This window comes from Pseudomonas sp. F-14 TE3482 (assembly GCF_053629455.1).
On the sequence record NZ_JBRJII010000001.1, the window covers coordinates 4,539,854 to 4,564,473 of the forward strand.

Annotated in this window: 31 protein-coding genes; 10 read left to right on the forward strand and 21 right to left on the reverse strand. The window is 57.5% G+C overall.

Annotated features, from left to right (window positions below; all coding sequences use genetic code 11):
* Positions 1-34: 34 nt before the first annotated feature.
* From AB7M26_RS20380 to AB7M26_RS20430, 11 genes are all read right to left on the reverse strand, one after another.
* On the reverse strand, positions 35-871 hold the full coding sequence (locus AB7M26_RS20380; protein ID WP_429385905.1) for an HNH endonuclease: 837 nt from the start codon (positions 869-871) through the stop codon (positions 35-37).
* Positions 872-953: 82 nt separating this feature from the next.
* Complete coding sequence (locus AB7M26_RS20385; protein WP_429385907.1) at positions 954-1,481, reverse strand: GIY-YIG nuclease family protein; 528 nt, start codon at positions 1,479-1,481, stop codon at positions 954-956.
* A 950-nt stretch (positions 1,482-2,431) separates the two neighbouring features.
* Complete coding sequence (locus tag AB7M26_RS20390) at positions 2,432-2,857, reverse strand: hypothetical protein (protein WP_123494769.1); 426 nt, start codon at positions 2,855-2,857, stop codon at positions 2,432-2,434.
* Between the two features lie 46 nt (positions 2,858-2,903).
* Positions 2,904-3,188, reverse strand: coding sequence for a hypothetical protein (locus tag AB7M26_RS20395; protein ID WP_008012834.1), 285 nt, complete (start codon positions 3,186-3,188; stop codon positions 2,904-2,906).
* A gap of 310 nt (positions 3,189-3,498) precedes the next feature.
* A complete protein-coding gene (locus AB7M26_RS20400; protein ID WP_008012835.1) occupies positions 3,499-3,729 on the reverse strand; it encodes a hypothetical protein in 231 nt (76 codons plus the stop codon).
* A gap of 130 nt (positions 3,730-3,859) precedes the next feature.
* Complete coding sequence (locus AB7M26_RS20405) at positions 3,860-4,117, reverse strand: hypothetical protein (protein ID WP_007900018.1); 258 nt, start codon at positions 4,115-4,117, stop codon at positions 3,860-3,862.
* Between the two features lie 70 nt (positions 4,118-4,187).
* Positions 4,188-5,225, reverse strand: a complete 1,038-nt coding sequence (locus AB7M26_RS20410; protein WP_123494768.1) for a DNA topoisomerase IB — start codon at positions 5,223-5,225, stop codon at positions 4,188-4,190.
* A 75-nt stretch (positions 5,226-5,300) separates the two neighbouring features.
* The gene (gene modC, locus AB7M26_RS20415) at positions 5,301-6,380 is read right to left on the reverse strand and encodes a molybdenum ABC transporter ATP-binding protein (protein ID WP_123494767.1); all 1,080 of its coding nucleotides are present in this window, start codon (positions 6,378-6,380) and stop codon (positions 5,301-5,303) included.
* A gap of 3 nt (positions 6,381-6,383) precedes the next feature.
* Positions 6,384-7,064 (reverse strand): molybdate ABC transporter permease subunit, encoded by a 681-nt coding sequence (modB, locus tag AB7M26_RS20420; RefSeq protein WP_123494766.1) that lies wholly within the window; start codon positions 7,062-7,064, stop codon positions 6,384-6,386.
* Complete coding sequence (gene modA / locus AB7M26_RS20425; protein ID WP_123494765.1) at positions 7,065-7,823, reverse strand: molybdate ABC transporter substrate-binding protein; 759 nt, start codon at positions 7,821-7,823, stop codon at positions 7,065-7,067.
* A gap of 264 nt (positions 7,824-8,087) precedes the next feature.
* The gene (locus tag AB7M26_RS20430; RefSeq protein ID WP_123494764.1) at positions 8,088-9,152 is read right to left on the reverse strand and encodes an NAD(P)H-dependent flavin oxidoreductase; all 1,065 of its coding nucleotides are present in this window, start codon (positions 9,150-9,152) and stop codon (positions 8,088-8,090) included.
* Positions 9,153-9,311: 159 nt separating this feature from the next.
* On the opposite strand from AB7M26_RS20430, the gene acuI reads away from it, so the two are divergent.
* Positions 9,312-10,295 carry an acrylyl-CoA reductase (NADPH) gene (acuI, locus tag AB7M26_RS20435; RefSeq protein ID WP_123494762.1) on the forward strand — a complete coding sequence of 328 codons (984 nt, stop codon included), beginning with the start codon at positions 9,312-9,314 and terminating at the stop codon, positions 10,293-10,295.
* A 53-nt stretch (positions 10,296-10,348) separates the two neighbouring features.
* A complete protein-coding gene (locus tag AB7M26_RS20440; protein WP_123494761.1) occupies positions 10,349-10,837 on the forward strand; it encodes a GyrI-like domain-containing protein in 489 nt (162 codons plus the stop codon).
* On the opposite strand, the gene ada is transcribed toward AB7M26_RS20440, so the two are convergent.
* The 5 genes from ada to AB7M26_RS20465 all read right to left on the reverse strand — a co-directional run bounded on the left by ada (position 10,801) and on the right by AB7M26_RS20465 (position 13,970).
* On the reverse strand, positions 10,801-11,874 hold the full coding sequence (ada, locus tag AB7M26_RS20445; RefSeq protein WP_123495389.1) for a bifunctional DNA-binding transcriptional regulator/O6-methylguanine-DNA methyltransferase Ada: 1,074 nt from the start codon (positions 11,872-11,874) through the stop codon (positions 10,801-10,803). The genes AB7M26_RS20440 and ada overlap by 37 nt on opposite strands.
* 87 nt (positions 11,875-11,961) lie before the next feature.
* Positions 11,962-12,642, reverse strand: a complete 681-nt coding sequence (gene alkB, locus AB7M26_RS20450) for a DNA oxidative demethylase AlkB (protein WP_123494760.1) — start codon at positions 12,640-12,642, stop codon at positions 11,962-11,964.
* Complete coding sequence (locus tag AB7M26_RS20455) at positions 12,632-13,342, reverse strand: 2OG-Fe(II) oxygenase (protein WP_123494759.1); 711 nt, start codon at positions 13,340-13,342, stop codon at positions 12,632-12,634. The genes alkB and AB7M26_RS20455 overlap by 11 nt, the downstream gene beginning before the upstream one ends.
* Before the next feature lie 126 nt (positions 13,343-13,468).
* Positions 13,469-13,639 (reverse strand): hypothetical protein, encoded by a 171-nt coding sequence (locus AB7M26_RS20460; protein ID WP_162232616.1) that lies wholly within the window; start codon positions 13,637-13,639, stop codon positions 13,469-13,471.
* A gap of 28 nt (positions 13,640-13,667) precedes the next feature.
* Positions 13,668-13,970: a DUF1883 domain-containing protein gene (locus AB7M26_RS20465; protein ID WP_007900033.1), complete on the reverse strand. Its 303-nt coding sequence runs from the start codon at positions 13,968-13,970 to the stop codon at positions 13,668-13,670.
* A 212-nt stretch (positions 13,971-14,182) separates the two neighbouring features.
* Between AB7M26_RS20465 and AB7M26_RS20470 the strand changes: the two genes are divergently transcribed.
* Entirely contained in the window at positions 14,183-14,539 is a 357-nt protein-coding gene (locus AB7M26_RS20470; RefSeq protein WP_123494758.1) for a hypothetical protein, read from the forward strand.
* A 73-nt stretch (positions 14,540-14,612) separates the two neighbouring features.
* A complete protein-coding gene (locus tag AB7M26_RS20475) occupies positions 14,613-14,843 on the forward strand; it encodes a hypothetical protein (protein ID WP_007935641.1) in 231 nt (76 codons plus the stop codon).
* A 13-nt stretch (positions 14,844-14,856) separates the two neighbouring features.
* Here AB7M26_RS20475 and AB7M26_RS20480 read toward each other — a convergent pair whose 3' ends face one another.
* Positions 14,857-15,138, reverse strand: a complete 282-nt coding sequence (locus AB7M26_RS20480) for a hypothetical protein (RefSeq protein WP_123495387.1) — start codon at positions 15,136-15,138, stop codon at positions 14,857-14,859.
* A gap of 139 nt (positions 15,139-15,277) precedes the next feature.
* Complete coding sequence (locus tag AB7M26_RS20485; protein WP_007900038.1) at positions 15,278-15,466, reverse strand: hypothetical protein; 189 nt, start codon at positions 15,464-15,466, stop codon at positions 15,278-15,280.
* A 280-nt stretch (positions 15,467-15,746) separates the two neighbouring features.
* Between AB7M26_RS20485 and galU the strand changes: the two genes are divergently transcribed.
* Entirely contained in the window at positions 15,747-16,586 is an 840-nt protein-coding gene (gene galU, locus AB7M26_RS20490) for a UTP--glucose-1-phosphate uridylyltransferase GalU (RefSeq protein WP_007900040.1), read from the forward strand.
* A gap of 129 nt (positions 16,587-16,715) precedes the next feature.
* On the forward strand, positions 16,716-18,074 hold the full coding sequence (gene gorA / locus AB7M26_RS20495; protein ID WP_123494757.1) for a glutathione-disulfide reductase: 1,359 nt from the start codon (positions 16,716-16,718) through the stop codon (positions 18,072-18,074).
* On the opposite strand, the gene AB7M26_RS20500 is transcribed toward gorA, so the two are convergent.
* Complete coding sequence (locus AB7M26_RS20500) at positions 18,071-19,090, reverse strand: DNA-binding protein (protein WP_123494756.1); 1,020 nt, start codon at positions 19,088-19,090, stop codon at positions 18,071-18,073. The two genes, gorA and AB7M26_RS20500, sit on opposite strands and share 4 nt — an antisense overlap.
* 178 nt (positions 19,091-19,268) lie before the next feature.
* Between AB7M26_RS20500 and AB7M26_RS20505 the strand changes: the two genes are divergently transcribed.
* From AB7M26_RS20505 to ahpF, 3 genes are all read left to right on the forward strand, one after another.
* The gene (locus AB7M26_RS20505) at positions 19,269-20,207 is read left to right on the forward strand and encodes a site-specific integrase (protein WP_123494755.1); all 939 of its coding nucleotides are present in this window, start codon (positions 19,269-19,271) and stop codon (positions 20,205-20,207) included.
* Between the two features lie 138 nt (positions 20,208-20,345).
* Entirely contained in the window at positions 20,346-20,909 is a 564-nt protein-coding gene (gene ahpC, locus AB7M26_RS20510) for an alkyl hydroperoxide reductase subunit C (RefSeq protein WP_063343749.1), read from the forward strand.
* 125 nt (positions 20,910-21,034) lie between these two features.
* Positions 21,035-22,597 (forward strand): alkyl hydroperoxide reductase subunit F, encoded by a 1,563-nt coding sequence (gene ahpF, locus AB7M26_RS20515; protein WP_123494753.1) that lies wholly within the window; start codon positions 21,035-21,037, stop codon positions 22,595-22,597.
* Between the two features lie 95 nt (positions 22,598-22,692).
* Here the strand turns inward: ahpF and gloA are convergent, their stop codons facing one another.
* The gene (gene gloA / locus AB7M26_RS20520) at positions 22,693-23,214 is read right to left on the reverse strand and encodes a lactoylglutathione lyase (protein WP_123494752.1); all 522 of its coding nucleotides are present in this window, start codon (positions 23,212-23,214) and stop codon (positions 22,693-22,695) included.
* Between the two features lie 156 nt (positions 23,215-23,370).
* Here gloA and AB7M26_RS20525 point away from each other — a divergent pair, with 156 nt between their 5' ends.
* A complete protein-coding gene (locus tag AB7M26_RS20525) occupies positions 23,371-23,874 on the forward strand; it encodes a DUF4946 domain-containing protein (protein WP_429385916.1) in 504 nt (167 codons plus the stop codon).
* Between the two features lie 174 nt (positions 23,875-24,048).
* Here AB7M26_RS20525 and AB7M26_RS20530 read toward each other — a convergent pair whose 3' ends face one another.
* Complete coding sequence (locus AB7M26_RS20530; protein WP_008075430.1) at positions 24,049-24,414, reverse strand: histone-like nucleoid-structuring protein, MvaT/MvaU family; 366 nt, start codon at positions 24,412-24,414, stop codon at positions 24,049-24,051.
* Positions 24,415-24,620 lie beyond the last annotated feature (206 nt).

A 24,620-nucleotide genomic window follows, 5' to 3' on the forward strand; every position in this document is an offset into this window, starting at 1 on the left:
GCTCAGTTGAACGATGTGATTGTACTTCGCACAGCTATCTAGGGCTCCAGTCACACCTGCCTCCATATGCTTGGAAATGGTCCATTAACCCCCTAGGGTCTGGATGGTCTTTAGGATCGGAAGGAAGCCGCAGAAGCTGTCCTTCGTACTGACGATACGTAGTTCCCAGCGAGGCCGCGACGACAATTTTGCCGGAACGAGGGTTCACCGATATCATCCGCAGGTCAAACAGCGTATGAATGTCCGCCCTTAGAAGAAGACCATTGCGTGTCCTGTAGTCTTCATCTGAAGAGTGCGGCGTAATGTGTGCGGCTTCGAGGGCTTCCATGTCTGCACAACCCGAAATTGCGCACACCCCGTACGCTCGAATGAGCGCCGCACGAAAGGCCGGCTGACCTCTGCGAGTTTGAACTTCACGAAGGACTCGTTCATCGACATCATGAGGCGAGGCTTGTAGAGTCTCCTCTGTTTCTGGAGTGGCAGTTGCCAGTGATTTCCCAGAATAAAGTAGCCGAAAGTCCTCATGGATCTGGTCTAATTGAGCGAGTGATCTCAGCGTAATTCGAGGCCACCACAGCGGTGACTTAGCCTTGGCGGTCGGATAACGCTGTTGTAGGCTATCCATCCAGTGTTCAACCGAGTTAATTGGGATACTCAACTCTTCGGCGATATTCTGGTAACCAACTGCAACTTCGATAGCGCCCAAATTCTCAGGATCGAGGCGGTCGTGATAGACCGTCATTACCGTCGAATTCAGGTGATTCTTGTACTCAATGCCGTTACCCGACTCAGCAATGGGGTAGCCCTGCAAATGAAGTCCTGACGTAATGTCCCGGAGCGCTCGCAGGGCTTCGATTTGAAAGGAGCTCATTTGTGGCACCTAACGCTTGGAATGAGAGTTGAGTGAAGGCCACAGGCTGGAACTAGTCCAGTCGAAGGAAGGGATAGTTATCTCAGCGCTCTGAGTCAATATTGAACCAAGGTCGCCAGGCTCCTACAAGACGGTCCTCCTCGAAGAAGCGTTCAGCAATTGCGTTATCGACTAAATCTGTTCGATACGAAAAGCCGACGGATGTAGAGATCAGCGCCAGAGGGTTTGTTTCATTCGGAAAGATGTGCTCAATGCCCCAGCGTAACTGGCATGAGGTCGTATTGGGTTTGGCTTTGTGGTGCTCAGGGTGTGCCGCGTGAAGGCGACCAGGGGAACCGCGCTTTAGGTGGAGTGAGAACCGCTTTCGAATGTTTGTGGTTTTTCCGACGTACAGGCATGGATAGACGAGCTCCTCAGGCCACCAGTCTCGGTACTCGACTTCAACAAGCTGCTCGCTGGGCCCTTTGAGGATGATGCGGCGATTCGCAGCAAGCAACTGATCAAGTTCGCCAATCCACCAAAAAGCGTAGATACCCGGGTCTGCAGGCAGGTCAATGGCGCGCTCGGCAACCAATTGCTGAACGGAGCGTATACCTTCGGGATGGTGCATTCGAGATACCTAGCAATTCAGTTAACAGATGAGCCAAAGCGTAGCTTTTGTGAATCCAGTGAGCGAAGCGAATTGAATTGCTCCGGCTTTCCTAGATATTTTCAGGCGACTGCTTTTGGCCACTCTCGGCCAATCATCGCCCCTGAGGTTGGTCACCATACCGGGGCTTGTCCAGAGCAAGCCACCCACCTGAGTCCGATAGTTCGAAAGGTACCCCTGACTCACCCCCCTATGCGGGTAATTCGAGGTCCGGCGCAGGGTCGCATACGGCAGGGCGTCGCGGATTGGTTGTTGATCCGTAACTCTCCATCGGGCAATGTAACTAGGACAGTTGATACTGCTCGATGAAGCCATTAGGGAGGGGGGAGGTCAAAAGTCTGGAGCCTTCGCCTCAAAGACCGGTCCCTGTCTGTTTCAACCATAAATCCGTAGTTTTTTGGCAGATCGCCGTCTTGGGCGAGCATAAGGGAACTTCGGGAGGTGCTGTGTCAAAAGTCGGAGCGTTCGCAGTATAAGCCCTCGCGCCCAAACTATTTTTCCATCTTCAGATTTCATATTCCTAATCACCATCCTTAAACGGGGAGAGCGCTGATGATCACAAGCGCCACCCGGTGACGGCGAAACGGGGCAGGTCGCCGGCACGATAGGCGACCGGCTGGAGGCGGAGAAGGCGGGGGTACTTCCCGGTTTAGGTATACGTTTAGGTATATATGGCGAATTAAAATATAGAAGAATCCAGTAAATTAGCGGTCTTTAGGTGGTATGTTCGACCCCGGCTTCGGCACCATATTTATCAAAGGCCTGCATGAGGTTTCTCATGCAGGCCTTTGTCGTTTCTGCCTCTCAATTTTTGACAGGCCTATCGTTAACACCCATCACTTAAGAAATTCAGCCGCGATGCTCGCTATCTCGCCTGTATCGACCCTGAGTACCTTCAGCTCATAAAACAGCTACTTCTGCGTCCATTTCCCACCACCGGTTTCGCAATCGATCTTGGCCTGCGGCAGGTTCTCGATGCTGTAGTAATACGTGATGACCTGGGCATTGTCGGGAATGTTCAGTGGTTTGCTGTTCTTGTCCTTGCTTATCGACTGAGGGTTGGCCAGCGCCTCTGCAGTCAATGTGCCCAGGCAGGTGGCCCGATAGTGATCGCCGCACTGTGCGACTTTTTTCTTGGTGTTGGTCAGCATTTCCTTGCTCTCATTGCTGCAGGACCAATCGATGGAGTCCACCGGCATGCCTTCGTATTCATAGCAGGAGTGTGTTTCGATCACGGGGACCGAAGGGCTTTGGGATCGGGTTTTGACGTCGCACCCTTGTGCCATCGCCAGCCCGGGGCACAGGCAGACGATCAGAAGCAGAAGAAGTCTGTTCATCGGTATTTTCTCTCATCTAGCGCCCCATGGAGGATCAGGGAGTCAGCTACACAAATGGCTGGCCGGTAAAACCACGCGGTAATCTTTGCAAACCGGGCATTTCGATCAGCCGCTGGGTCCAGGCTGCGCGCCAGTCATTGGCGGTGTGGGTGGCTTTGGCCTTGCGTGCGGCGCGACGGGCAGCGTTGCGTTCGGCTTTGCGTGCTTCTTTGAACGCATCGGTGTTTCGGCAGCTTCGGCATTTCACCCGGGTCAGTATGCTGCTTGACGTCAGGTTGCTGCCTTTGTGTCCGCAGGCCAGGTGCCCGCCGACTTTGAAGTGAGTGACCATGGGGTATCTCCTTCGTGATGTGTAATCGTTCGACAGGCAGGCGAGGGCGTTCGTTCGCTATATAACAGGCAAAAAAAGGCCCGCATGCGGGCGGGCCAGGGGGATTTCTTGAAAGGAGTGGATGCACTGTAGGGGATGAGTTGTGAAGGCCATGTGAAATGGGAAAAGACACAAACAAAAAAAATCCCGGCAAATTTGGCCGGGTGGGTGTGTAGCGCTGACTGGCAGGCAGGTATAAGCCTGGTGACGATTGTCACCGTTCAGGTGCCCTGAAGGGGGCTTTGTGCATGGCTCAAGTACTGGGGTCGACTCATCTGAACCGAGGCAGCGGCGGCTCTACAGGTTTGAGTGAAGACAGCGCGCTGCGAATCTGCGGCGTGTCTTTCTCGATGTCATTCAGACGATCGCGAATCCTGAGGGCTGTCGGATGCCCCCCTTGATTATCAACCCAGTCGGCGATTTCCTTGCAGGCAGCGGCAAGGCGCGCCTGACGGGAGTCAAGCAGGGTCAGCAGGGTGGTGATGGACTCTTTCTCGGACATGACATACACCTCCGTTCAAAGAAATCGGGTAAAGGGCAACAAAAAGCCCGCGGGGAGCGAGCTTTCTGCCGATGGGTCGCTGATCCTTCAGCACCTCTAAGTATAGACCCGGAAATAAAACAGGCCAGCTTCAGGCCTGCCGGGACTTCGGCGAGCTGACCGCGTTAAGCCGCCGACATTCGCGCGCGGCGTCCTCTTCAAGATCAAAGCCATCACCGATGAAGCCGCGAGTGCGGGTATCGGTAATGCGATACCAGACGGCAGCATCGGGTGGCGGGTGATCGGGTTCTCCGGCCCGGCGGCCATGAATGATGATCTTGTTGCAGCGTTTCACAACGAAAATGTCTTCCATGGCGTCACCGAAGCTATTCGTATTCAGATCAAGCATAGAAGCCCTTTGCAATCACGCAAAAAAAGGACAGGTCAGTTCGTCGGTTTGGTTCGCCTCGAAAGAGGTCTTAGGGTGTTTCAGCCGTCTCGATCAGCTTCTCCAGAAGCACAGCCAACGCGACTTCTTCGGCCCTCAACCTTTTACGTCCTCTTGATCGCGGCAGTTTGGATAATGCGCCCTGCATGAAACCATCGACGACCGCCGGATGGATGTAGCACTTGCGGCAAACCGCCGGAGTGTTGCCCAACTGTCGGGCGACGTTCTTGACCATTTCCACCACATGCCGCTTCGCGTCGGCTTCCGATTCCCACTGCAACTCGCGCAGCACCGCCAATGCCAATGCACTGCCGGCCCAGGTGCGGTAGTCCTTGGCGGTGAAATCGGCGCCGGTCAGCGTCTGCAAGTAGGCGTTGACGTCGGAGGAACTGATGGTGTGCCGCTCGCCGTTTTCATCCAGATACTGAAAGAGGTTTTGCCCGGGGATTTCCAGGCAGCGCTTGATGATCCGCGCCAGGCGCCGGTCTTTTACGGTGATCTGGTGCTCAATGCCGCTCTTGCCGCGAAACTGGAACACAATCGCGCTGCCGTTGACCTCGACATGCCGGTTGCGCAGGGTCGTCAGGCCATATGAGCGGTTGTCCCGGGCGTACTGCGTGTTACCGACCCGGATCAGCGTCGCATCGAGCAAGGTAATCACAGTGGCCATGACCTTGTCGCGGCTGAAGCCGGGGGCCGCCAGCAGCGCCTCCAGTTGTTTGCGCAGTTTCGGCAGGGCCAGGCCGAAGTCCCGCAAACGCGAGTATTTGTCGGCATCGCGCACTTCTCGCCAGCGCGGGTGATAACGGTATTGCTTGCGACCGCGAGCGTCACGGCCGGTAGCTTGCAGATGGCCGCGCGGGTCGGGGCAAATCCACACGTCGGTGTAGGCGGGCGGCACCGCGAGTGCATTGATGCGTTTGATTTCATCCGGATCGGTAATGCGTTGTCCCGCCGGGTCGAAGTAGCAAAACTTGCCGCGCAGGAGTTTGCGGGTGATGCCGGGCTGGCTGTCATCGACGTAATGCAGGTCGGGCGGCAGAACATCGGGCAACGCGGTATCTGGCATGGCGGGCAATCCTGGGCGACGAATCATGGGGCGTTAAGCCATTGACCGCGCGCCATCGTTGGGGTGCCGACGGATTCAGGCCAGCACCGCCACCGCTTTGATTTGCGCCCAGAGTTGCTGTCCGGGGTACACGCCCAGTTGATCCCGGGAATAGCGGGTGATTCGCGCCAGTAGCGGTGTGCCGGCCGCGTTCAGGCGGATCAGTACGTGAGCGGCGTTATCGGCACCGATTTCACTGATCACCGTGACCGGCAGGCGATTGAGAATGCTGCTTTGCTCGACGCCTTGCAGGCTCAGGCTGACATCCCGCGCCTGGACCTTGCAGCGCAGTGCCTGGCCTTCAGCCATTGGCGAATGGGCGACCCGAATGTTCAGGTCCGTGTTGGGCAGTTGCAAGGTCAGCAACTGGTAGTCGGCGTCATAGGCGCTGACATGCCCTTCGATCACCACGCCGGCATCGTCGCCCAGCGCCAGCGGCAGATCGAGCCGGGCCAGGGTTTCGCCGATGGCGCCGCAGGCCAAAGCCTTGCCGTTGCTGAGCAGAACGAGGTGGTCGGCGAGCCGCGCGACTTCATCCTGGGAATGACTGACGTACAGCACGGGGATGTCTAGCTCATCGTGCAGCCGTTGCAGATACGGCAGGATTTCGTTTTTACGCTGGGTATCGAGTGCCGCCAGCGGTTCGTCCATCAGCAATAGTTTCGGGCTGGTGAGCAGGGCGCGAGCGATGCCGATCCGCTGGCGCTCGCCGCCAGAAAGGTTCTGCGGATCACGGCCCAGCAAATGGCCGATCCCCAGCAACTCAGTGGCATGGGCCATGTCGACACGGCGCTGTTGGCGAGGGATGCGCTTGAGGCCGAACTCAAGATTGCCTCGCACCGACAAATGTGGAAACAGGCTGGCTTCCTGGAAAACGTAACCCAGGGCGCGTTTATGCGGCGGTACGAATATCCCTTTGTCGCTGTCTTCCCAGACTTCATCGTTGACCTGAATAAAACCCTGCTCGGCCCGTTCCAGGCCGGCGATGCAGCGCAGGCACGTGGTCTTGCCCGAGCCGGAATGGCCGTAAAGCGCCGTCACTCCGCGGCCGGGCAGTTGCAGGTCCACATCCAGGGAGAAGCCCGAATAATTCAGTTTCAAGCGCGCATGAATCATCGATCAGCTCCAGACCGCTTTGGTTTTACGGCTGGAGTAGAGCGCCAGCAATACTGCAAACGAGAACACCAGCATCACCCCGGCCAGCCAATGAGCCTGGGCGTATTCCATGGCTTCGACGTGATCGTAGATCTGCACCGAGACCACGCGGGTTTTGTCGGGAATGTTGCCGCCTATCATCAGTACAACGCCGAACTCGCCGACGGTATGGGCAAAACCGAGAATGGCCGCGGTGATGAAACCGGGGCGGGCCAGCGGCACAATCACGCTGAAGAACGTGTCCCAGGGATTGGCGCGCAAGGTTGCAGCCACTTCCAGTGGGCGAGTGCCAATGGCAGAAAAAGCATTTTGCAGCGGCTGGACCACGAACGGCATCGAGTACAGCACCGAGCCGACCACCAACCCCGCAAAACTGAATGTGAGAGTGCCAAGGCCCAGCGATTGGGTGAACTGACCGATCCAGCCGTTCGGGCCGAGCGCCAGCAACAAGTAAAAACCGATCACCGTCGGCGGCAGCACCAAGGGCAGGGCGACGATCGCCCCGATCGGGCCGCGCAGCCAGGACCGGGTGCGCGACAGCCATAACGCAATCGGAGTGCCGATGACCAACAGGATCACGGTCGTCAGGGACGCCAGTTTGAGAGTCAGCCAGATGGCGGAATAATCGGCACTCGATAGCGTCATTTAGAGTTGGTAACCGTAGGATTTGATGACAGCGGCGGCTTTCGGACCTTTGAGGTAGTCAACCAGCGCCTTGGCGGCCGGGTTGTCCTTACCCTTATTGAGGATTACCGCGTCTTGTTTGATCGGGTCATGCCGATCGGCCGGCACGATCCAGGCCGAACCGCTGGTGACTTTGCCGTCTTTGTAGATCTGCGACAAGGCCACAAAACCGAGTTCGGCGTTGCCGGTGGAGACGAACTGGTACGCCTGAGTGATGTTCTGGCCTTCGACGATCTTGTCTTTGACCTTGTCGGTCAGGCCCTGCCTGGCCAGCACTTGAGTGGCAGCCAGGCCATACGGGGCGGCTTTCGGGTTGGCGATGGACAGATGCTGATACTGATTGTCGCTCAGCACCTTGCCCTTGGCGTCGACATAACCGTCCTTGGCCGACCACAGCGCCAGGGTGCCGATGGCGTAGGTGAAGCGTGAGCCTTTGACCGTGTCGCCTTCGGCCTCGAGTTTTTGCGCGGTGGCGTCGTCTGCCGAGAGGAACACTTCGAACGGCGCGCCGTTCTTGATCTGGGTATAGAACTGGCCGGTTGCACCAAAGGAGGTGACTAGTTTGTGCCCGGTGTCTTTCTCGAAATCGGCCGCGATGGCCTGGATCGGCGCGGTGAAGTTGGCAGCAACGGCGACCTGGACTTCATCCGCCTGGGCGGACCCGAAAGTGAACACGGTGAACAGGCACGCGGGGGCAATACGTGAGGCACGAATGATCATGAAACGGCTCCGTGGTAGGCGAGTGAGACGCTATATAGCGGAATATATAGCGAATTGCCTGTAAACGGAACTTGCCGGATGCAAAGCGCGACATTGGCACCGGATTGTGGCGAGGGGGCTTGCCCCCATTGGGCTGTGTATCGGTAGGCCGTTTAACACAATCCCTGTGGGAGCGGGCTTGCCCGCGATAGCGGTGAATCAGACCATTTAAGTGTGACTGACAGGGCTCTATCGCGGACAAGCCCGCTCCCACAGGTTCTGTGTCTAGCGGTGGGTTAGTTTCGCCAACGCCTCATCCGCCAACCGCCGGGTCAGCTCTGCCGAAGTCATTTCAACCCCCAACGTAAACGCCTGCCCAGCCCAAAGATTGCTGAAGTCCGCTTCCCCTTTGGCCCGCAACGGCATCAGCGCACCGCCCGCCAATGGGAAGGCCGGCGCTTTGTCACACATGGGCCCCAGTTCTCGCATCACCCGATTGAGAATCCCGCGCGCCGGGCGCCCGGTGAAAATGTTGGTCACCGCCGTCTCGCTTTCCTTGGCCGTGCGCAACGCCTTGTGGTGAGACGCGCTGACCTTGGCCTCCGGCGTGAACAAATAAGCCGTACCCACCTGGACCGCCGAAGCGCCCAGCAGAAAAGCCGCCGCCACGCCCCGTGCATCTCCAATCCCGCCCGCCGCAATTACCGGCACGCTTACCGCATCGACGATTTGTGGCACCAGGGCAAAGGTTCCTACCTGGCTGCTCAGGTCATCACTGAGGAACATCCCCCGGTGACCGCCTGCCTCGTAACCCATGGCGATGATCGCGTCGCAACCATGCTGTTCCAGCCAGATGGCCTCTTCGACGGTGGTCGCCGAAGAGAGAATTTTCGCCCCGGTAGCTTTTACCCGATCCAGCAGGGACTTTTCCGGCAGGCCGAAGTGAAAACTCACCACTTCAGGACGAAATTCTTCGATCACTTCGCAGGCCGCATGATCGAACGGTGCGCGATTGGACACTGGCGTCGGCGCGTCGAAGTCGACACCCAATTCCCGGTAATACGGTTCCAGCAGATTCTTCCAGTCCCGGGCGCGTTGCTCATCGGGTGGCGGAGGTTGATGGCAAAAGAAATTGACGTTGAGCGGGCGCCGGGTGTGTTGGCGAATCGTTTTCAGCTCCTCGCGCAATTGCTCGATGCTCAGCATTGCCGCGGGCATCGAGCCCAGGCCGCCAGCGTTGCTCACCGCAATCACCATGGCCGACGTCGTCGCGCCGGCCAAGGGGCCCTGGATGATCGGCAGTTCTATCCCGAGCAGGTCGAGAATGCGGGTGTCTGGCCATTGACTCATGTGCAGTGTTCTCCGACGTCGGTAGAAGCGAATTTGTATCAGTAATGACTGACGCAAGGCCAGTCGAGTTTGAGTATTGGCTTAAAGTCGGCTGCTGCGATGTGTTTTCATGTGTTATTCAACAGCATGACAACTGAGCGATTCCATCGGGAGGCAGTGATGTTCAAAGGCATTTTGATCGACAAGGACGACAACGGTTACCGGGCCACGCTGCAAGAGATCAGTGATGATCAATTGCCTGAAGGCGATGTGACCGTGCGCGTGGCGTACAGCACGCTGAACTTCAAGGATGGCCTGGCGATCACGGGCAGCAGCCCGGTGGTGCGAAAATTCCCGATGGTGCCGGGGATCGATCTGGCGGGCACTGTCGAAGTCAGCGGTCATCCGGACTACAAGGTCGGTGATCAAGTCCTGCTCAATGGCTGGGGGGTGGGTGAAGGGCACTGGGGCGGATTGGCGCAGAAAGCTCGCCTGAATGGCGACTGGCTGATCCCGTTGCCCAAAGCCTTCACCGCTGCACAAGCGATGGCCATCGGCACGGCCGGCTATACGGCGATGCTGAGCATCCTGGCGCTGGAGCATAACGGCGTGAACCCCGAGCAGGGCGAAGTGCTGGTAACGGGCGCCAACGGTGGCGTAGGCAGTTTCGCCATCGCGCTGCTGAGTAAGCTTGGCTATCGCGTGGTGGCATCCACCGGTCGTACCTCCGAGCACGACTATCTCAAGCAATTGGGTGCCAGCGAAATCATCGATCGCACCACATTGTCAGAGCCGGGCAAACCGTTGGCCAAGGAGCGTTGGGCGGCGGTGATCGACTCGGTCGGTAGCCACACGTTGGCCAACGCTTGCGCCAGCACTCGAGCCAACGGCATCGTCGCTGCTTGCGGACTGGCCCAGGGCATGGACTTCCCGGCCTCCGTTGCGCCGTTCATTTTGCGCGGTGTGACCCTGGCCGGCATCAACAGCGTGACCCAACCCAAAGCCAAGCGGATACTGGCCTGGAATCGCCTGGCCAAGGATCTGGATTTCGCCTTGTTGCCGCTGATCAGCCACGAAATCGGCTTGAGTGAAGCCATCGACGCGACCCAGCGCCTGCTTGCCGGCCAGTTGCGCGGTCGGGTGGTGGTCGACGTCAATCGTTGATCGTCTTCGCGCCAATCAAACAGACAAACTGTAGAAACAAGGAAATAGCGACAATGGATGTAAAGCTGCGTGAAGTGCTGCCCTTTAGCGTCTCTGGGTTGCAGGTGCGAACCCTCAATGCCGCAGAACAGCAGCCAGATACCGCGCGTATCGGCCCTATGTGGGAACAGTTTTTCGTTGAGGACGTTTTCGACAAGATCGCCCACAAACAGCCGGACTCGTTTATGTACGGCGTCTATTCCAACTACGAATCCGATGCTTCGGGCTATTTCGATGTAACCGCGGGTGCGGCGGTTACCGCGCCCTCCGAGGACTTTGCGCAGATTCAGGTTGAGGGCGGCGATTACCTGGTGTTCAGCGCCAAAGGGCCGATGCCCGACAGCGTCATCCAGACGTGGGGCCTGGTCTGGGCCTACTTCGAGGATAACCCGCAGGTTCGCCGCAAGTTCGCCACGGACTTTGAGGTCTACACCGGCCCGGAGACCGTGGCGGTCTATATCGGCATTCAGGACTCAGCCGCGTTTTCGCGTTCCAGCAACTGACGCTTGCGCTCCACGCCCCAGCGATAGCCCGACAGGTTGCCGTCGCTGCGCACCACGCGATGGCAAGGGATTGCCACCGCCAGGCTGTTCGCGCCACAGGCCTGGGCCACGGCACGCACGGCTTTCGGTGCGCCGATGCGCTGAGCGATATCGGCATAACTGGCGGTGCTGCCGGCGGGAATCTCCCGCAGGGCTTGCCACACCCGTTCCTGAAACGCTGTGCCGCGTACGTCCAGCGGCAAGTCCAGACCGAGCGCCGGGGCTTCGATAAAACCCACCACTTTGGCGATCAACTGCTCGAACTCATGATCGGCGCCAATCAGGTTGGCGCGCCGAAACTTGTCCTGCAGGTCACAGACCAATTGATGCGGGTCGTCCCCCAACAGAATCGCGCAGACGCCGCGCTCACTTTGCGCCACCAGAATCGCTCCCAGAGAACACTGGCCGACGGCAAAACGAATGTCGTTGTTCTGCCCGGCCGCACGGTAATCGCCGGGCTTCATGCCCAGCACTTGATCTGCAGCCTCATAGAAACGGCTGTTGGAGTTGAATCCGGCGTCATACAGCGCGTCGGTGACCGTGCCGCCGTCCGTCAGGCGCTCGCGAACTTTGCGTGAGCGATGGGCCGTGGCGTAGCCCTTGGGCGTCAGGCCGGTGATGGCCTTGAACACGCGATGGAAGTGGAAACTGCTCAGGCCGGCTGCGTCCGCCAGTTCATTCAGCGCCGGCAACGTCTCGGCGGATTCGATGTGACGGCATGCGGCGGCCACGGTCGTGGCGTGTTGTGCGGCGACATCACTTTGATCTTTCGCAGCCCGTTTGCTGGGACGATAACCTGCCGCCTGAGCTTGCTCGGCGGTGTCGAAGAATTCGACATTCTGCGGCTTTGGCAAGCGCGCCAGGCTGCTGGGGCGGCAGTAGATGCCGGTGGTTTTCACCGCATACACAAACTGCCCGTCGGCGCGGGGATCGCGTGCGACCACGGCAGCCCAGCGAGGATCGTTTTCGGTGGCGATATTTTTCGAATGAGTTGTCATGGCTTCATGTCCGTTGACCCGTTTCATGCAGATTAACCAGCCGGCAGAGACGCCACACTCCGGGTCTTGCGGTCGAATTCAACGGTTTCATCCCGCGGTACGGAAGGTGAAGTTGATCCGTTGTTCGCCCAACTGAGGGTGATAACCCTCCTTGATCGGCAATACGCCGTGATAACGCAAACGGTCGACGCCGCCCCAGACCACAATATCGCCGTGCAACAGCGGCACTCGCTGGCTCTTGGCGCTTCGTTCGAAGCCCCCGAACAGAAACGTCGCCGGCAACCCCAAGGACACCGACACAATGGGCGCCGCGTAGGAACCTTCGTCTTTGTCCTGATGCAACGACATTCTGGCACCGGGAATATAGCGGTTGATCAGGCAGGAATCCGGTACGAAATCCATAAAGCCTGCCTCTCGCGCCGCCGCTTGCGCCAGCTCGAAAAATACCTCAGGCATTTCAGGCCATGGCGCGCCGGTCTGCGGATCGTTACGGGTGTACTTGTAGCCGCTGCGGTCGGTCGTCCAGCCCCAGGTGCCGCAACTGCTCAGCGCCACTGACATGGTAAAGCCGCCGGGCGTGACCATCTGCCGAAAAGGGGCTGCTGCCAGAACCGCCTCCAGTGCCGGCAGCAACCGGTCGAGCCAGGGCAGGGTGAAGCCTCTAAGAACGAAGGATTGTTCGCCAATCTGCTCGCGCCTGGACGGCTGCTCGGGTTCTGTATCGGCAAACAGATCAAAAGTGATCGGGCTCATGGGGTCATAACGCATCGTGAAAGATGATTCCAAGGGTATGCCGTTTTCCACTGTGCAGGCGACTCACGCCGTGACGCATGGTTACTCGGTAATAGCCGCGAACACCTTTTACCGGACGCTGATTCACGGCAAAAATCAACGCGTCGCCTTTCTTCAGACCGATGACTTGCGGGCGCGACTGCATCCTCGGACGTTGTTCAGTCAGCACAAACTCACCGCCGGTAAAGTCTTCTCCCGGTTCTGACAGAAGAATCGCCACTTGCAGCGGAAAGACGTGTTCGCCGTACAGATCCTGATGCAAACAGTTGTAGTCCTGTGGCCCATATTGCAGCAACAAAGGTGTCGGGCGTTCCTGACCCGCAGCATGACAGCGCTGCAAAAATGCTTCGTGGGATTCGGGGAAACGGGTCGGCAGATCCATCGATTCGTACCAGCGATTGGCGATTGGAACCAGTCGAGGGTAGAGCGCGCTACGCAACCGGGCCACCGGATCCGGCAACGGGTACTTGAAGTACTTGTACTCGCCCCGGCCAAAACCGTGGCGAGCCATCACCACTTTGGAGCGAAAGGGCTCGGGCCGGTCGTACAGGGCGCTTATTTCATCGCAGGTCTGATGGCCTAAAAACGACCGGATTAGCGCGCAGCCATCCTGATCGAGTTGCTGCGCAAGCGTGATCCAGTCGAGGGCATCATTATGAATCGGGTCGGTAAACAAGGTTCTGACTCCTTGACCAGAAGGTCGAGGCGGCCAGTTTAGTGAGCGGGGCGGGAGTGGGCACTCCGGCGCTTGCGGTCGAATTCGAAAGGGGAGCAGACGTCCATGTTGTCGCTCCAGATCGCTTTACAGCGCTTTGCTCACGCTGATCTCGCTGATGACATCTTCAGTCTGGCCATGAATGACGTCGAGTGCAGCCTTGGCTTCTTCCTCCGTGCCATTTTCCAGCTGGGCGAATTCGAAGCGGCGCTCGCCGTTGAGTTTGTATTTGATGACGTACTTGGTCGTCTGGGCCACGGTCATACCTGCCTGTTTTGGTGTGGGCTCAGCTCAGTTTCGAGCTGGAGCGGCGGATGATCTTGATCGAGTGCGTCAGGGTCGGTTTGCGGGTCACGCTGATCGGCCGGCGATTGACCGTGTCGATGGTGATGTTCCAGAAACCGGTGCTTGGCGCTGTGATGCGGGCCGGGAAGGTGTCGAATGCGCCGCCGTGGTAAGTATGACGGCCGCCATTCTTGAAACTGCGGAAGTTGGCGTCGTTCATCAAGCGGATGTTGCACATTTGGGAGCACTGGATGACGACGATGTCGTCTTCGTTGAGGTGCTCGCGCTGGTGGATAAATTTCATGAGGCGCCTCCAGAAGGGCTTTTTCTACAAAATCAAAACGATAGCATGGGCGATTGGCGCAGTTTATCAGCCCGAACAGGTTATTATCCGGCTCTCGAGGTGCGCTTTGACAATTAAAAACAGTTATACGGAATTCTATGAGCGATAAACGCAGTGAGCCTCGGAGAAAACCAGCATTTGTGCTGTCGGAAGGTCTTTATCGGAGGTTCTGTATGAAGTGGGGAGTTCTGGTCGGGCCGTTGGCGTTGGCAGTGGGTGGATGTGCGAGTGTCTCGGACATCAATGAGACACTGCCCACCATGAGCGTGATATCAGGCAAGAATCCCCATGAGTACGCCCAATGCCTGGTCGAAAAGCTCGCCGATAGCCGTGGAGCCCTGCAAGTCGAACCGCACAAGGAAGGCGTGCGAGTTATCGTGCCGCAAAAGTTCTCGTCGGGGCCGGCCGCCGTATTTGAAATTGAAGACCGCTCTGGCGGCAGCAGCATCAAGCTGCATGAGCGCATCTCCAATGTGCCATTGCGCCCATGGGATGTACGCAATGCCGCCACCGCATGCATATCCGGCTGATAAACTACCCCCCAGTCAGCATCGATGCCGCCAAAGTCGCGCTTTGACGGCATTGTCATTTCTGGAGTTGAGCATGAAGCGAGAGCAGGTGCGGGAGCGCCATGCAGAGGGTCATATCTCTGCCACCCACGTGATTCAGAACCCGGCGAATCCGGGGGAGTGGATCGTGTTTTTCAAGAAAAGCGCCGGGCGCAGTTTTTTCCTGGTGGATGACAACGATGAAGTCGAATCCTTCAGTCGCCTCGACGATTTGATCGAGACCGTGCGCGGGCTCGGGATCAAATTCGCCGAAATTCATATGTAGGGCATTGGGAGCCCTACTTGCAGACCACCACCACGCTGCGGTTTTTGTAATTGCCGACGTCAACGCCCAAGGTCTTGTCGCTTTCCTGGGGCGAAGGTGTGCCGTCGGTACCGACGATCCGATAACCGGTGCCAGCGCAAGAGGCATCGGCTTTTTCGTAGCAGGTGGCCCAGTCGTTGGCTTCTCCGGAGCAGTCGATGCTCAGGCCTTGTTCGCCATTTTTCAGGTAAGTGGTTTCGGACGTGGCGCAGCCGCTCAGGGCCAGAACTGCAATCAGTGGCAAAAATTTATTCATGTCGTGGTGGTCGTCAGTGATGGTGGCTAAAAGCTGTGACAGCGGCTGCATCGAAAGGTTATAGCGAATGGCCACTTCTCTGCAGATAATCACAAAAAAGCCCTGCGCAAAGGCAGGGCTACGTCGTGTCAGGTTCAGCTCAAGGCTTGTCCTTGCCGCGCCGCTTGGGGCCTGCGGGTTGATCTTGCAACACCGATGCCACTTCAATCGCCAACGCTTCGGTAGGGAACGGCCCGGCAATATTTTCGCCGCCGACGCTGTCTACCCACCACTGGCCGTCTTTTGCCTGATTGATCAGGTACCCATTAACACTTTTTGCTGCCGACATCTATCTGCCTCGTTGGCTGGTTCAATCGCACAATGATAGCGCCAAATGCCCTCAACGGGTGCCTATGGTGTAGGGTAGGGCGGATTGTCTTTCGGATGATGGCCGCGCAGATCTGCCGATCTCTGCTATCTATAAGAGGTTGTGCAATGTATCTGCGGAACTATCCATCAGAATATTTCTCTATGATGGCATCGGTTAGCCAGTGCAGGGCATTGTAAGGTGCCCGCCGCCTGATTAGACTGCGCCGAAACTCGAACACACAGCCCTTTCAAGGACTTATATGATCAAGAAATGCTTGTTCCCAGCAGCCGGTTACGGTACTCGCTTCCTGCCAGCGACTAAAGCCATGCCCAAAGAAATGCTGCCGGTGGTAAACAAGCCACTGATCCAGTACGGCGTCGAAGAAGCACTGGACGCCGGGTTGACCGAAATCTCCATCGTCACCGGTCGCGGCAAGCGTGCTCTGGAAGACCACTTCGACATCAGCTACGAGCTGGAAAACCAGATCAAGGGCACCGACAAAGAGAAGTACCTGGTCGGTATCCGCAAGCTGCTCGACGAGTGCTCGTTCTCCTACACTCGCCAGACCGAAATGAAAGGCTTGGGCCACGCGATTCTGACGGGGCGTCCGCTGATCGGCGACGAACCGTTCGCCGTGGTACTGGCGGATGACTTGTGCGTAAACCTGGAAGGCGACGGCGTACTGACCCAGATGGTCAAGCTGTACAAGCAGTTCCGCTGCTCGATCGTGGCCATTCAGGAAGTCGACCCGCAAGAAACTCACAAGTACGGCGTGATTGCCGGTGAGATGATCCGCGACGACATCTACCGCGTTCACAGCATGGTTGAAAAACCAAAGCCTGAAGATGCACCGTCGAACCTGGCGATCATCGGCCGTTACATCCTGACTCCGGACATCTTCGACCTGATCGAACAAACCGAGCCAGGCAAGGGCGGCGAAATCCAGATCACCGACGCCCTGATGAAGCAGGCACAAAACGGCTGCGTCATGGCCTACAAGTTCAAAGGCAAGCGTTTCGACTGCGGTGGCGCCGAAGGCTACATCGACGCGACCAACTTCTGCTTCGAGAACTTCTACAAGACTGGCAAGGCTTACTGATAGCGCCTGAGCTGCTTGTATTGAAAAGCCACCTTCGGGTGGCTTTTTCATTTTCCGGCCCCACATAGTTTGCAACGCTTGCCCAAAGGCCGCTCGCAGGTATGCTGGTGGCCTGCCGAGGAGATAGAAATGGCCTACGATTTTGACCTGTATGTGATTGGCGCCGGTTCTGGCGGTGTGCGGGCTGCGCGGTTTGCGGCTGGTTTCGGCGCGAAAGTCGCCGTGGCCGAGAGCCGCTATCTGGGCGGTACGTGTGTGAACGTCGGCTGCGTGCCGAAGAAATTGCTGGTCTACGGTGCGCACTTCGCCGAAGACTTCGAGCAGTCGCAAGGTTTTGGCTGGACCCCGGGTGAGGCGAAGTTCGACTGGGCGACGCTGATCGCCAACAAGGATCGCGAGATCAATCGCCTGAACGGCATCTATCGCAATCTGCTGGTCAACAGCGGTGTGATCTTGCATGAAGGCCACGCAAAAATAGTCGATCCGCATACCGTCGAGTTCGATGGCAAACGCTACACCGCCAAAAACATCCTGATCGCTACCGGTGGCTGGCCGCAGATCCCGGAGATTCCGGGGCACGAGCACGCGATCAGTTCTAACCAGGCGTTCTTCCTTAAAGAGCTGCCCAAGCGCGTTCTGGTGGTCGGTGGTGGTTACATCGCGGTGGAGTTTGCCGGGATTTTCCACGGGCTGGGTGCCGAGACCACGCTGCTGTATCGCGGTGATCTGTTCCTGCGTGGCTTCGATGGTGCGGTGCGCAAGCATTTGCAGGAAGAGCTGTCCAAGCGCGGCATGGACCTGCAATTCAATGCCGACATCGAGCGCATCGACAAGCAAGCCGATGGCAGCCTGACAGCCACGCTCAAGGACGGTCGTAAGCTGGAGGCGGATTGCGTGTTCTACGCCACCGGTCGGCGTCCGATGCTCGACAATCTGGGGTTGGAAAACACTGGCGTCAAACTCGACAAGAAAGGTTTTGTCGAGGTCGATGAGCAGTATCAAACCGCAGAGCCATCTATCCTGGCTCTGGGCGATGTGATCGGGCGAGTACAGCTTACGCCGGTCGCGCTCGCGGAAGGCATGGCCGTGGCGCGGCGTTTGTTCAAGCCCGAGCAATATCGCCCGGTGGATTACAAGATGATCCCGACCGCCGTGTTCAGCTTGCCGAACATTGGCACTGTCGGCCTGACCGAAGAAGAGGCGCGGGAGGCCGGGCATGAGGTGGTGATCTTCGAAAGCCGTTTCCGGCCGATGAAGCTGACCCTGACTGAATGCCAGGAACGCACCTTGATGAAGCTGGTGGTGGACGCCAAGACCGACAAGGTCCTGGGCTGCCACATGGTCGGCCCGGAAGCCGGCGAGATCGTTCAGGGGTTGGCAATTGCCTTGAAGGCCGGCGCAACCAAACGTGACTTCGACGAAACCATCGGCGTGCATCCGACTGCCGCCGAAGAGTTCGTCACCATGCGTACGCCGGTCGCGAGTTAATCGTCCTTACGCGGCGCTGATGCGTCTGGCCCTGTCGCAACGACAGCGGCCAGACGCGCGCTTTCATCCAGGCTTGCCTGCAACTTGATCAGTTCAACTTCCAGCGCCTTGTTGATGTGCGACTGCTCGTCGATGTTCTGCTTGAGTGACTGGCTTTCCAGCATGGCAATGCGCAAGCGTTCCTGGAGGAGGGTGCGTTCGCTGTCGATACGGTTGACCTGGTCCAGCAGCTGATCCTGCCGGCTGTTGGTGTGCTTGAGTTGCTCTTGCGACAGGCTCAACTCTCGCAGCGTTCCGCGGTTTTCCGTCAGTAAGCGCTCGTTGTCGCGATGCAGTTGGGTGATTTCATCCTGGCGAACCAGTGCGCTTTGCTGCGCCTGACGCAACTCCATCTGAATCTGCTGAACCTGCCCTTCGTGGCGTCGCTGTTCCTGCTCGCGCTGGTCTTTGACGGCATTGCGGTAGTGTTCCAGCGCCTCACGAGCGTGCAGGTGCTTTTCTTCCAGCGAGCGGATCTGCTCATCCTTGTCTTGCAAGCGTAATTCGAAATCTGCCAGCGCCTGGTTCAATCCGGCGTTGCGGGTTTGTTCGCTTTGCAGCATGGAGCGGGTGTCATGCAGTTCTGCAGACTCCTGGGCCAGTGCCAGGCTTTGAATTTCGTATTGCTGGTGCAGTTCGGTATTGGCCTCGCGGGCCTCATGCAGTTGGGTTTCCAGCTCTTTTCGTTGTTGCTCGAACTGTGCGCGTGCCTGGTCGATGGGCTCTTGCGCCTGTTCTTTCAGGCGTTGCGCCAGGCGCGACACCAAGCTTGTCAGCTCATCGTCGATAGGCTCGGAAGGTGCTTGGGCGGGTTCGGTGCCGTCATCGAGTTCCTTCATATAGCGATGGATTGTGGTTTTTGAACCGGTATTGCCCATCTCGATCCGCACCGCGTCGATGCTTGGGTGTTCGCCCCGGGCCAGGATTGCTGAGCGCGCCGCTTGCACCAGTGCCTTGTTTACGCCGCCACGTGCCATGTGTTCTCCTACGATTTGATACTGTGGTACGTACCACTAATATACGCAATGTACCATGATTCGATTAAAGTTAGAATTTTATGATTTGTCATGCGGGATATACTGGTATTACCCCGTGTGATGAGCTGTAATCCGGGTTTTCGCCCGCCAGAACCGTACGTTTTCGAGAACTGAGCCCATGACTGAACTGGATCGCTACCTGCAAGCCGCCACGCGCGACAACACCCGTCGCAGCTATCGCGCGGCCATCGAGCACTTCGAAGTCAGTTGGGGCGGGTTCCTGCCAGCGACCAGTGACAGCGTGGCGCGCTATCTCGTGGCGCACGCAGGCGTGCTGTCGATCAATACCTTGAAGTTGCGCTTGTCCGCGCTGGCCCAGTGGCACAACAGTCAGGGGTTCGCCGATCCCACCAAGGCACCCGTGGTGCGCAAGGTGTTCAAGGGCATTCGGGCGCTGCACCCTGCGCAGGAGAAACAGGCCGAGCCGTTGCAGCTTCAGCATCTGGAGCAAGTGGTGGCCTGGCTGGAGCAGGAAGCACAAACCGCCAAGGCGCAGGGCGATCAACCGGGATTGCTGCGGGCCAGGCGCGACACGGCGCTGATTCTGCTGGGCTTTTGGCGCGGTTTCCGTAGCGATGAGTTGTGTCGCGTGCAGATTGAGCATGTGCAGGCCAGCGCCGGCTCAGGCATTACCCTCTATTTGCCTCGCAGCAAGAGCGACCGCGAGAACCTCGGCCAGACGTACCAGACGCCAGCCTTGCAGCGTTTGTGTCCGGTGCAGGCCTATATCCAATGGATCACTGACGCCGCGTTGGTCCGCGGGCCGGTATTTCGGGGTATCGACCGTTGGGGTCATTTGAGCGAGGAGGGCTTGCATGCCAATAGCGTGATCCCGTTGTTGCGCCAGGCCCTGGAGCGCGCCGGTATTGCGGCCGAGCACTACACCAGTCACTCCTTGCGTCGTGGGTTTGCCACTTGGGCTCATCAGAGCGGTTGGGATTTGAAGTCGTTGATGAGTTACGTGGGCTGGAAGGATATGAAGTCCGCCATGCGCTATGTTGAATCCAGCCCGTTTATCGGGATGACCCGCATCGCTGAAAAGCCATTGGCGCTGTAGATCACGTTTTCTTCTATTAATACTGTCGGCTAATAGCGAAAACCAATCAGCAACATCAGGTTTGCCAATGAGCCAATCGGCGATCGACTGGGTAGGATTCACCCCATCAACTTCTTAACCCCTGACGGAGAGTCAACGATGCCTATCATCAACAGCCAAGTTAAACCGTTCAAAGCTGACGCCTTTAAAAATGGCGACTTCGTAAAAGTGTCGGACGCTGACCTGAAAGGCAAGTGGTCTGTCGTGTTCTTCTACCCAGCTGACTTCACCTTCGTCTGCCCGACCGAACTGGAAGACCTGGCTGACAACTACGCCGAGTTCCAGAAGCTGGGCGTCGAAATCTACAGCGTTTCCACCGATACCCACTTTGCTCACGCTGCCTGGCACAACACTTCGCCAGCCATCGGCAAAATCCAGTACACCATGATCGGCGACCCGACTCACGTTATCTCCCGCAACTTCGACGTGCTGATCGAAGAAGCTGGTCTGGCTGACCGTGGCACCTTCGTGATCAACCCTGAAGGCCAGGTCAAAATCGTTGAACTGAACGACGGCGGTGTAGGCCGTGATGCTTCCGAGCTGCTGCGCAAAATCAAGGCTGCTCAGTACGTTGCCGCTCACCCTGGCCAGGTTTGCCCAGCCAAGTGGAAAGAAGGCGAGGCCACTCTGGCTCCGTCCCTGGACCTGGTCGGCAAGATCTAAGTCTGTGACGCGCTTCATCAGGGCGGAACTCCGCACCTCCTAAGTAAGCTGCACCGCCCTCAAAAACGCCCGGGCGAGATTCGCTCGGGCGTTTTTTTTCGACACGAATAAAGGAAATCGCCCGTATGTTGGACGCCACTCTTAAAGCCCAGTTGAAATCGTACCTGGAACGGGTCACCCAGCCGATCGAGATCGTTGCCTCCCTCGATGACGGTGCGAAATCCCAGGAAATGCTCGCACTCCTGAAAGACGTTGCCAGTCTTTCTACCCAGATTACGCTGCTCGACAGCGGTGACGATGCACGTAAGCCATCGTTCTCGATCAACCGCCCAGGGGCCGATATCAGCCTGCGTTTTGCCGGTATCCCGATGGGCCACGAATTCACGTCCTTGGTGCTGGCTCTGCTGCAAGTCGGCGGCCACCCCTCGAAGGCCAGTATCGAAGTGATCGAACAGATCCGCTCGCTCAAAGGCGAGTTCAACTTCGAGACTTACTTCTCGCTGTCCTGCCAGAACTGCCCGGACGTGGTCCAGGCGTTGAATCTGATGGCTGTGCTGAACCCGAACATCCGCCACGTCGCCATCGATGGCGCGCTGTTTCAGGCTGAAGTCGACGAGCGCCAGATCATGGCCGTCCCAAGCGTCTATCTGAACGGTGTGAACTTCGGCCAGGGCCGTATGGGCCTGGAAGAAATCCTCGCCAAGATCGACACCAGCGGCATCGAGCGCCAGGCCGAGAAAATCAGCGCCAAAGAAGCCTTTGATGTACTGGTCGTCGGCGGTGGCCCGGCCGGTGCTTCGGCGGCGATCTACGCTGCTCGTAAAGGCATTCGCACCGGTGTGGCGGCGGAACGTTTTGGTGGGCAGGTGCTCGACACTATGGCCATCGAGAACTTCATCTCGGTGCAGGAAACCGAAGGGCCGAAACTGGCCGTGGCGCTGGAAGAACACGTCAAGCAGTACGACGTGGATATCATGAACCTGCAACGCGCTGACAAGCTGGTGCCGGGCAAAAATGGCGCGCTGCACGAAATCCATTTCGCCAGTGGTGCGTCCTTGAAAGCCAAGACCGTGATTTTGGCGACCGGCGCCCGGTGGCGTGAAATGAACGTTCCCGGTGAGCAGCAATACCGCAACAAGGGCGTGGCGTACTGCCCGCACTGTGACGGTCCGCTGTTCAAAGGCAAGCGTGTGGCGGTGATTGGTGGCGGTAACTCCGGCGTCGAAGCGGCCATCGACCTGGCCGGTATCGTGTCCCACGTGACTCTGCTGGAGTTCGACGTACAACTGCGCGCCGATGCGGTATTGCAGCGCAAGTTGCACAGCCTGCCGAACGTTACTGTTATCACCAGTGCGCAAACCACTGAAGTGACTGGCGATGATCAAAAGGTCAACGGCCTGCGCTACAAGGATCGTCAGTCGGACGAGTTGCGCACTGTCGAGCTGGAAGGGATCTTCGTGCAGATCGGTCTGCTGCCTAACACTGATTGGCTCAAAGGCACCATCGAGCTGTCGCCGCGCGGCGAGATCATTGTCGATGCCCGTGGTGAAACGTCGATGCCCGGCGTGTTCGCGGCCGGTGACGTGACCACCGTGCCGTACAAGCAGATCGTGATTGCGGTGGGCGAGGGCGCCAAGGCTTCCCTGAGCGCATTCGATCACTTGATCCGCACCTCGGCGCCTGCATAAGCGCTGACGCTGAAAATACAAAACCCCATGAGTGATCATGGGGTTTTTTGTGTCTCATACATTCCCAATTGTGGGAGCGGGCTTGGTGATGGGGCTTACAGCGGTGCCGGCTGAATAATCTCGACCCAGTAACCATCCGGGTCCTTGATGAAGGCCAGGCTCTTCATGCGGCCGTCGTTCAGGCGTTTCTGGAAATCGCAGCCCAGCGCTTCGAAGCGCTCGCAGGCGGCACGAATGTCCGGTACCGAAATGCAGATATGGCCGAAGCCGCGTGGGTCGGTGTTGCCATTGTGGTAGGCGAAATCCGCGTCGTTTTCGGTGCCGTGGTTATGGGTCAGCTCGAGAATGCCGGGGATCGATTTCATCCACTCGGTGCGAGCCGCGGCATCGGCCGGGATCTGGTTCTTATCGACCAGCGCCAGGAAATACAGGCTGAATTCGGCTTCCGGAAAATCGCGTTTTTCCACCAGCGAGAAACCCAGGACGCGGGTGTAGAAATCCAGCGACTGGGTGATGTCCTTGACCCGCAGCATGGTGTGGTTGAAGACGAACTTCTGGGTGGCGGCGTCGGGTTGGGCGGTCACACCGGGAAATGTATTGAGTTCGTGCAGGCTCATGGGGCCCTCCGGAAAATCCAAGAATGGTCACAATGATACGCAAGGGCTCCGGCATCGCCAAACCAAAACCGCAGGCTTGCCTGACAGCCGGGTGAGGCTCAGACTTTACGGCTCAATTCGTGAGTGTTCATTGCAATGACCCGATTCTGTCAATCGATGTTCGTCCTGATGTGTCTGCTTTCAGGTGTTACCCCCGTTTATGCAGAGGCTCCGGTCGTGATTTGGCCAAGCGGATGGACTGTCGAATCTATTTCGCAAGATGAGGCTAAACCGCAGGTATCCCGGCAACGCGCGGTAAAAAACGATCAGGACGGTACGCCGGTGATGGTGATGGAGTTGACCATGACTCAGGTAGAAAGTGGTCATCAGGTGAACCTGGAAGGCGTGCTGCTGGAGATGCGCAAGTCGGTGCAAAAGGACTTTTTTCAGAGTGGGTATCAGAGCGTTTGCACTAAAATTCACCCGACTACCTTAAGCCGGCTATCGGCGCTGGAAACTACCTGCACGATTACGCAGAACGGTCGACATGTGCTGTCTCAAACATTGGTCGCTGCGGTTGACGCCGATAAGGCCTATGTTCTTTCTTATGCGGGGCAGGCAGAGGTTTATAAGGCAAGTCAGGACGACATAGCGGCGGCTCGAAACAGCTTGAAACTTTAGTTTTAAGGTTTGCGTATCAGTAGATTTCAGCGTGTTCGGCATTTTTTAGATAGCCAAAGGGATTAAGCATAAAGTTCATCGGGATGTAACGAGTTGATCGGCGACTTTCGTTGCATTTAGACGCTGTCCATGAAAAAGCCCTGCATTGCAGGGCTTTTTTATGATCGCGAGTGCTTAGCCTCGCAGCCAGGAATCAACGGTGGCAGCACCGTATTGTTCCTTCCAGGCTTTCAGGCCGCGATGATTGCCGCCCTTGGTTTCAATCAGTTCACCGGTGTGCGGGTTCTGATACACCTTGACCACGCGAGCGCGGCGGGTTTTAGGCGCTGCTGCCTGCTGCAGGCCGGATTTTGCCGGGTTTGGATCGAGGATGGCGATGATGTCGCGCAAGCTCTTGCCGTAGGTTTTCATCAGCCCCTGGAGCTTTTCTTCGAATTCGATTTCTTTCTTGAGCCCGGCATCGTTCTTCAGCGATTCCAACTGCTTGAGCTGTTCTTGAAGGGCCTTTTCAGCTGCACGGAATTCAGCGAGTCTGGACAATATCTTTACTCCAATAGTGTGTTTGGCTGATACCAACCGCAAACAAAGCTATAAGCCAAGAGCCTTGAAGCGACTCGGTGATAATGGCGTACCTGCCAGTTCTGCACAGGCATGAAAAATTGTAGTAGTTAATTGGCCAAGAGTAAATCCTGACTTTTTCTTCATGTAACAAGAGTAGTCTTTTGATTCAATTTGGTGCGCATCTT

Excerpts from the sequence above, each read along its gene's own strand:
- AB7M26_RS20505 (WP_123494755.1), top strand. The coding sequence starts at position 19,269 with ATGACTGAACTGGATCGCTACCTGCAAGCCGCCACGCGCGACAACACC.
- gorA (WP_123494757.1), top strand. The coding sequence starts at position 16,716 with ATGGCCTACGATTTTGACCTGTATGTGATTGGCGCCGGTTCTGGCGGT.
- AB7M26_RS20475 (WP_007935641.1), top strand. The coding sequence starts at position 14,613 with ATGAAGCGAGAGCAGGTGCGGGAGCGCCATGCAGAGGGTCATATCTCT.
- galU (WP_007900040.1), top strand. The coding sequence starts at position 15,747 with ATGATCAAGAAATGCTTGTTCCCAGCAGCCGGTTACGGTACTCGCTTC.
- AB7M26_RS20525 (WP_429385916.1), top strand. The coding sequence starts at position 23,371 with ATGTTCGTCCTGATGTGTCTGCTTTCAGGTGTTACCCCCGTTTATGCA.
- gloA (WP_123494752.1), bottom strand. The coding sequence starts at position 23,214 with ATGAGCCTGCACGAACTCAATACATTTCCCGGTGTGACCGCCCAACCC.
- alkB (WP_123494760.1), bottom strand. The coding sequence starts at position 12,642 with ATGCGTTATGACCCCATGAGCCCGATCACTTTTGATCTGTTTGCCGAT.
- modB (WP_123494766.1), bottom strand. The coding sequence starts at position 7,064 with ATGACGCTATCGAGTGCCGATTATTCCGCCATCTGGCTGACTCTCAAA.
- AB7M26_RS20395 (WP_008012834.1), bottom strand. The coding sequence starts at position 3,188 with ATGGTCACTCACTTCAAAGTCGGCGGGCACCTGGCCTGCGGACACAAA.
- AB7M26_RS20485 (WP_007900038.1), bottom strand. The coding sequence starts at position 15,466 with ATGTCGGCAGCAAAAAGTGTTAATGGGTACCTGATCAATCAGGCAAAA.
- modA (WP_123494765.1), bottom strand. The coding sequence starts at position 7,823 with ATGATCATTCGTGCCTCACGTATTGCCCCCGCGTGCCTGTTCACCGTG.
- AB7M26_RS20410 (WP_123494768.1), bottom strand. The coding sequence starts at position 5,225 with ATGCCAGATACCGCGTTGCCCGATGTTCTGCCGCCCGACCTGCATTAC.
- ahpF (WP_123494753.1), top strand. The coding sequence starts at position 21,035 with ATGTTGGACGCCACTCTTAAAGCCCAGTTGAAATCGTACCTGGAACGG.
- AB7M26_RS20385 (WP_429385907.1), bottom strand. The coding sequence starts at position 1,481 with ATGCACCATCCCGAAGGTATACGCTCCGTTCAGCAATTGGTTGCCGAG.
- AB7M26_RS20500 (WP_123494756.1), bottom strand. The coding sequence starts at position 19,090 with ATGGCACGTGGCGGCGTAAACAAGGCACTGGTGCAAGCGGCGCGCTCA.
- AB7M26_RS20405 (WP_007900018.1), bottom strand. The coding sequence starts at position 4,117 with ATGCTTGATCTGAATACGAATAGCTTCGGTGACGCCATGGAAGACATT.
- AB7M26_RS20430 (WP_123494764.1), bottom strand. The coding sequence starts at position 9,152 with ATGAGTCAATGGCCAGACACCCGCATTCTCGACCTGCTCGGGATAGAA.
- AB7M26_RS20380 (WP_429385905.1), bottom strand. The coding sequence starts at position 871 with ATGAGCTCCTTTCAAATCGAAGCCCTGCGAGCGCTCCGGGACATTACG.
- modC (WP_123494767.1), bottom strand. The coding sequence starts at position 6,380 with ATGATTCATGCGCGCTTGAAACTGAATTATTCGGGCTTCTCCCTGGAT.
- AB7M26_RS20470 (WP_123494758.1), top strand. The coding sequence starts at position 14,183 with ATGAAGTGGGGAGTTCTGGTCGGGCCGTTGGCGTTGGCAGTGGGTGGA.
- ada (WP_123495389.1), bottom strand. The coding sequence starts at position 11,874 with ATGACAACTCATTCGAAAAATATCGCCACCGAAAACGATCCTCGCTGG.
- AB7M26_RS20440 (WP_123494761.1), top strand. The coding sequence starts at position 10,349 with ATGGATGTAAAGCTGCGTGAAGTGCTGCCCTTTAGCGTCTCTGGGTTG.
- AB7M26_RS20465 (WP_007900033.1), bottom strand. The coding sequence starts at position 13,970 with ATGAAATTTATCCACCAGCGCGAGCACCTCAACGAAGACGACATCGTC.
- AB7M26_RS20400 (WP_008012835.1), bottom strand. The coding sequence starts at position 3,729 with ATGTCCGAGAAAGAGTCCATCACCACCCTGCTGACCCTGCTTGACTCC.
- AB7M26_RS20390 (WP_123494769.1), bottom strand. The coding sequence starts at position 2,857 with ATGAACAGACTTCTTCTGCTTCTGATCGTCTGCCTGTGCCCCGGGCTG.
- acuI (WP_123494762.1), top strand. The coding sequence starts at position 9,312 with ATGTTCAAAGGCATTTTGATCGACAAGGACGACAACGGTTACCGGGCC.
- AB7M26_RS20480 (WP_123495387.1), bottom strand. The coding sequence starts at position 15,138 with ATGAATAAATTTTTGCCACTGATTGCAGTTCTGGCCCTGAGCGGCTGC.
- ahpC (WP_063343749.1), top strand. The coding sequence starts at position 20,346 with ATGCCTATCATCAACAGCCAAGTTAAACCGTTCAAAGCTGACGCCTTT.